The organism is Clostridioides sp. ZZV15-6383 (genome assembly GCF_020657735.1).
GTDB lineage: Bacteria > Bacillota > Clostridia > Peptostreptococcales > Peptostreptococcaceae > Clostridioides > Clostridioides difficile_D.
Genome location: NZ_JAGWCV010000098.1, coordinates 1 through 5,831 on the forward strand (window position 1 = coordinate 1; position 5,831 = coordinate 5,831).

At 24.4% G+C, this 5,831-nt stretch carries 4 protein-coding genes and 1 riboswitch; of the genes, 2 read left to right on the forward strand and 2 right to left on the reverse strand.

Going from position 1 to position 5,831, the window contains the following annotated elements:
- Positions 1 to 570: 570 nt before the first annotated feature.
- On the forward strand, positions 571 to 735 hold the full coding sequence (locus KGF42_RS18555; RefSeq protein WP_003424195.1) for a hypothetical protein: 165 nt from the start codon (positions 571 to 573) through the stop codon (positions 733 to 735).
- Between the two features lie 364 nt (positions 736 to 1,099).
- Here the strand turns inward: KGF42_RS18555 and KGF42_RS18560 are convergent, their stop codons facing one another.
- Both KGF42_RS18560 and KGF42_RS18565 read right to left on the reverse strand, forming a co-directional pair.
- Positions 1,100 to 1,861: an ABC transporter ATP-binding protein gene (locus tag KGF42_RS18560; protein ID WP_107594849.1), complete on the reverse strand. Its 762-nt coding sequence runs from the start codon at positions 1,859 to 1,861 to the stop codon at positions 1,100 to 1,102.
- Positions 1,862 to 1,871: 10 nt separating this feature from the next.
- On the reverse strand, positions 1,872 to 4,202 hold the full coding sequence (locus tag KGF42_RS18565) for an FtsX-like permease family protein (protein ID WP_227826865.1): 2,331 nt from the start codon (positions 4,200 to 4,202) through the stop codon (positions 1,872 to 1,874).
- Between the two features lie 763 nt (positions 4,203 to 4,965).
- Positions 4,966 to 5,059, forward strand: a riboswitch (cyclic di-GMP riboswitch).
- A gap of 83 nt (positions 5,060 to 5,142) precedes the next feature.
- On the opposite strand from KGF42_RS18565, the gene KGF42_RS18570 reads away from it, so the two are divergent.
- The gene (locus tag KGF42_RS18570) at positions 5,143 to 5,631 is read left to right on the forward strand and encodes an SH3 domain-containing protein (RefSeq protein WP_227823304.1); all 489 of its coding nucleotides are present in this window, start codon (positions 5,143 to 5,145) and stop codon (positions 5,629 to 5,631) included.
- The last annotated feature ends 200 nt before the right edge of the window (positions 5,632 to 5,831 follow it).

A 5,831-nucleotide genomic window follows, 5' to 3' on the forward strand; every position in this document is an offset into this window, starting at 1 on the left:
CAAAAATTGAAAAAATATCAAAATAAGGCTATGATTTTTAAAGCCATAGCCTTACAAATAAATGTTTAATTATCACTTAAAAAATAAATTTTTATTTAAAGAATACACATAAATATTTCCAGACTCTTATTTTTTATTAAATTTTTAGAATTGTATACATAAATTTTAAAATAATATAGTGGTTTTGAATTATTTACATTATAGACTATATTGAGAATTGTATATTGTTACTATTAAATCTTTTATATATTTTTTATTCTAAATAAATTGAATATTTACATATTTATATTTTTATGTACTAGAATACTCTTTATAATTCACAGAAGTTTTAACAAATAACTTTTGCAAATAGGTTAAACAAAGTTTTATTTACTGTATTTTATTATTAAGTTTCCTACAAATTAAATTGTCTATTTTTATTTATAAAGTAGAATAAACTATTTTTGTTAGGAATCTTGAAGATAAAATTAAGTTAAAAAAATAAAGGAACTAATTTGTCTAACGTTTATTGGTGAAAAATAAATATATAGAAGTTATAATAAATATATAAAAATGTATGAGAGGTGTTATATGTTTGGTAAACCAAAAGAAAGTGTTAGATTTTTAGACTTTAATGATGTAGCAGAAAAGTTTGGAGAGAAAAAGGCTGTTGCAATTTTTGATGCTATAGCTGGGAAAAAATCTAAAGAACATATTATCAAAGATATAGAAAAATTAGTAAAAAATGAAGTTTAGATATTTATAAGGTATATTGAGCATGAGGGTAGCTCTTTATACCTTCTTTTTTATTATTTTTGGATAATAATTCTAATGGTTAAATTTTGTTTTACAGAAATAATGTGGTTTAGATAAATTTTTTAAATGTATTTAATAAACAAGACTTAAATTTATAAAGATAAATCTTTTTTTCATTGTTGAAATGATGAAAATATATTTAATTTCATACAAAAAAGAGTGCCTCATAGACTAAAAAGTTGATTTTGAGACACTCATTTTTATAATTTAAAATAGTAATTAATTTTATCAATTAAATTTTAGAATCAAATGTTGGATAAGTTGTCAGCTTTGAAGTATAAACAAAGTAAACAGTTTAATAAAGCTAAAAACTTAATTCTGATAGCCAACTTATCAGCTTATTTTCTCGTTCTTTTAAATTATTATTATTAAATTTGTCCAATTTAATTTCTCCAATAATCAGACCATCAGACATAAATAATACTCGTTCAGTCTTTGAGGCTACCTTGGCATCATGAGTTACAAGCATAATAGTTGTACCTAATTGGTTAATATCTATAAGGATGTCCATTACTTCATTTGTCAGTTTTGAATTAAGTGCACCTGTTGGTTCATCTCCAAATAAAATTTTCGGTTTATTAATTAAAGCACGACAGATAGAAGCTCTTTGAAGTTGACCTCCGGAAACCTGAGTAATATCTTTATCTTTGATTTCTAAAATATTCATTTTCTCCATAAGTCTTGTTGCTCGTTCATTGATTGTATGGCGACTTTCTTCTTTGCTTAAGTAAGCAGAAAGGATTATGTTGTCAAATATATTTAAGTTTTTAAGTAAATTACTTTGTTGAAAGATAAAACCCATGTTTTTTAATCGAAGTTTTGATAATTCTTCTTCAGACATATTAGAGAGCATTTTGCCTGAAAATTTGATAGTTCCAGATGTTAATTTATCCATTCCACTTATGTTGTGTAGTAGAGTTGATTTTCCAGAACCAGAAGCCCCCATAACAGATATAAATTCACCCTGTTGAATGGATAAATCTATTCCTTTTAAAATTTGTTGTACATTTCCTTTACCAATATTATATTCTTTAATAATTTTTTTAGCTTCTATAATATTATTCATAACATACCCCTTATTCTATAATAGATATAATTTTTATTTTATTGATTGCTCTGCTAATTACTGTAATTGTAATGAATACTGTGAGAATTAAAATTGCTGGACAAAGTATATATATAACTAATGGGTTTACTACAAATTGAAGATTTAATATGCCAGAAAGTAGTAATCCAGATATTTTTTGTCCAAGTGTATTTGCCAGAATAATTCCTAAACCAACTCCAATTATAAGTACTAATAAAGCTCTTGTAATGTATTGAATACGTATATCTCTAGTGGAAAACCCTAAACTAAGCATAGTTGCTGTTTGTGATGTATCTTTAGCAATGAGCATTTTAAAAAACATTGCTGTAATTAATGAAGAAATTGCAACAGATATGATAAAAGATAATTTTATAACAAGTCTTAACTGACTGATGACAGAACCCAATGTTTGACTTATGTAATTATTCATATCTGTAACTTTAGCAGGGTAATAATCTATACTGTATTGCTTTAATTTATCTTCTAAATTAACTCCAGACTTTATATTTAAATTTATAATATTCCATAAAATATTATCTTCTTCAGAAGGTAGCATAGCTTTTGCAGTCTTACCTCCATATGTGATATCTTGATATATTCCACTAACAGTGAGAGTTAACTCTTTATTTTTTGAGAAAACTGACAAATTGTCTCCAATACTTTTCTCTAATTCATTTGCATTTATAGTAGACAATGCAATTTCATCTTCTTTTATTGGTGCAGAACCTTTCAAATATGTTAGTGGGAAAGTTTTAAAGTTTCCATTTTCTATTTTTATATTTTCTAATTCACCATCTTTATTTTTTATTTTATATGAACTTGTTGTAAAGGATGCATATTTTTCAATATCACTGTCGTTTTTAATATTCTGTAATATAGAATTAAAAAGATGCTGAGTTTGTTTTGTTCGTTGTAAATCAATACGAATATCGCTTTTACCAGCACCCATGTAAGTAATAAATTCAGGTGATTGAATAGTGTTTAGAAAATTAAGTGGCACAATCATAAGAAAAATACAAATCATATAGACAAAGCAGAGCAATCCATAGGTAGTAAATTTTCTTACCACTTCGTTTAATCCTAAAAACATGTTAGTATTTGTTATTTTGTTTTTGTAGAGTTGTAGGTTATATCCATATTTTACAGAGTTTATAGACTTACTACTTCTTAATGCATCCACGGCCGATATTTTTTTTAACTTTTTAAGTATAATTTTACAAAAGAATACAATAGATACAAATACAAGAACTGAGCCAATAAAAGGAATAAGTATACTAAAAGTAGATTTATTTACTGTTCCCATATAAAGATTAATATTTTTTGTAAAAAAGGAACCTATAAATAATGATAGTATGTAACCAAGAGAACTTGCCAAAGATGCAATTAACAAGTATTTTGTCAAATATAGATTTTGGATGTTGCTATTTTGAATTCCAATTGCTTTCATAACTCCAATCTCTCTATAATCTTCTTCAATCGTTGTAATCAATGTAAATCGTAAGCATAAAACAGAAATTACAATAAGAAGGATACTAATTAAGATGATAATAATCACTACAATTCCATCAGACAAAGCATTTAGTACTTGATAAATAGGATAAGTTATTGATGTGCCTATTTGTGGAAGTTTAGTTGATTGATATAGTGTCTCAAATTTATTAATTTTATTTATATCATTTAATAGAAATTCAATCAGATACTCGCTTTCTCCTATATTAGCTTTTAAAGTGTTCCAATCATTATCACTTATTAAAAAACGTTTTGAAGTAACTAGAGAAGGGTTCATTTGAGCATCGCGTATAAAATCTTTTATTGTAAACTCCATAAAGAAATTACCATTAATAATTTTTATTGTATTCCCAATTTTTAAATTGTATTGCTTCATATAATATACAGGAACTCCTATTTTACCATCTTTTATTTGCATTATTTGATTATCCATATCTAATAAAAAATCAAATTTATCATTTTGTTTTGTAAAGCTATTTTCTAGTACACTGTTAGCTTGATTTTTTCCATTATTTCCTAGAAAAATATTAGCTCCATTTATATTTAAAAGTTCAGTAGTCTGTTGTTCTTTTACACATGGAGTTTTAGATGAAAACTTATCAATTTCTTCTTGATTCAATTTACCAGAATACATTTGAACATAGTGGGGTGCATGAGATTTTTGAAACAAGGAAGTCATAGAATCGTTTAGTTCTACAATGACGTTTGTTGCACTAGATACCAACATTGATGCAAGTAAAATAAAAATAAACAGAGTTGTTGTTACTACTTTATTTCTTGTTAAATCTTTCAGTAATATTCTTTTAAGCATAATTAATCCTCATTTCTTAAAAATTTTTATGATTATAAATGGTATAAATATAATGATATAGCTAGCTAAATTAATAGTAAGAATCAAATATAAAAATTTAGAAATTATATTTTAGATAATTTATTTAGTTAGAGCTATAGATGCAAGAGTATTAATAGTTACATTAGATTTTAATATTGTTAGGCATCTATTTCCTCAATTTTGTAATTAAAATCATATGTATTTTTTATAATTTGTTTTAACTCTATTTATTTGATTAGTTATCCAAGAACTTTGTGTTAAATATTTTTATCTTTCGATTTATCTTATAATACTCATAGATTCTATTTTTAAACCGACCGTCAGTCTATAAAAATAATACAATAGTATTTTTGTTTTGTCAAGTTAACTTAAAAAATAAAATATAAGATACTTATAATAAAATCTTCATATAAAATATACTATAAGTATCTTATTATGAGATATAAAAAAAATAAGATAGTTAGTATGCGTTATTTTTAGTTCTTTACTAAGCAAAATGCTTTTATATCAATTAAAACATGCAAGAAGATAGTGACTGATTTTATATGAGAATCTTTTGTTAGAAAAGGTTTGTTAAAAGTAGTGACATTACTAGGTGAATTACTATTTTTTAGATGAATCATGAAGAATAATAATTAAATTAATAAATATAAAGATATTTTTTATTTATTATTAATTAAAAATTTAATTTATATAAAATTTGAAGTAATATTATTTTGTAATTATTTAAATTATGCTATGATTCAGATATAGGCAATATTAGATAAATCTAATGAGGCAAAGCTATAGGGACTAAAATCTTTATTTAATAAAGGTCATGTCAGCCAGTTGCCAAAAAGATAATGATTCTTTTTGTTAAGAGTATTTTTAAAGTTATGTATTTTTAATAACTTAATATTTGGCAATAGGAGGTCTTAAGATGATATCTGAATTAATGTTAAAAAATTTTAGTAAATCTAACATCAATTTTAAGACTAAAGTGAAATTAAATTTAAGAGAAAAACCAGACATAAATAGTATGAAGTTGAAAAGCATACCAGAAGGTAAAATTGTTAAGTTAAAATGTGTAGAAGGAATATGGGCAGAAGTTGAAAGTAATTATGATAAAGGATGGTTACTTTATAAATACTTAGAAATATTTGGCAATACTAAAAATAAGAGTAATAATATAATAAAAGACAGAAGAAAGAATTATGTAGGACATATAAGAAAAAGTGGTTTGAGTGTAGAACTTAGAAATGATAGAACATCAGATTCTAAAATTATAACTAAAATTCCTGAGGGTTTTAAAGTAGAAGTATGTTATAATGTTGGAAATTGGGCAAGAATTAATATTAATAAAAATGACAAAAGATACTCTGGATATGTATGTAATCAATATGTGGAAGAGTGTGTAAGTTTATCATAATTGGATACTAATAAGCTCTAAATATAAATAAATTTCAAAAAAGGGGCTGTCGCACTAAAAAATAGTGCTACGCCCCTTTTTTGTATAAAAAAAATAAATCCCAAGTTCAAAAGAGCCTGGGATTCTTGTATAATAATTGTATGCAAAAACAAAATACTATACAAATTGATTATACTACTTATGGTGATAATTATCAATTT

What these genes read in the sequence shown, in the direction of transcription:
- KGF42_RS18555 (WP_003424195.1), top strand. Translation starts at nt 571, where the DNA reads ATGTTTGGTAAACCAAAAGAAAGTGTTAGATTTTTAGACTTTAATGAT.
- KGF42_RS18560 (WP_107594849.1), bottom strand. Translation starts at nt 1,861, where the DNA reads ATGAATAATATTATAGAAGCTAAAAAAATTATTAAAGAATATAATATT.
- KGF42_RS18565 (WP_227826865.1), bottom strand. Translation starts at nt 4,202, where the DNA reads ATGCTTAAAAGAATATTACTGAAAGATTTAACAAGAAATAAAGTAGTA.
- KGF42_RS18570 (WP_227823304.1), top strand. Translation starts at nt 5,143, where the DNA reads ATGATATCTGAATTAATGTTAAAAAATTTTAGTAAATCTAACATCAAT.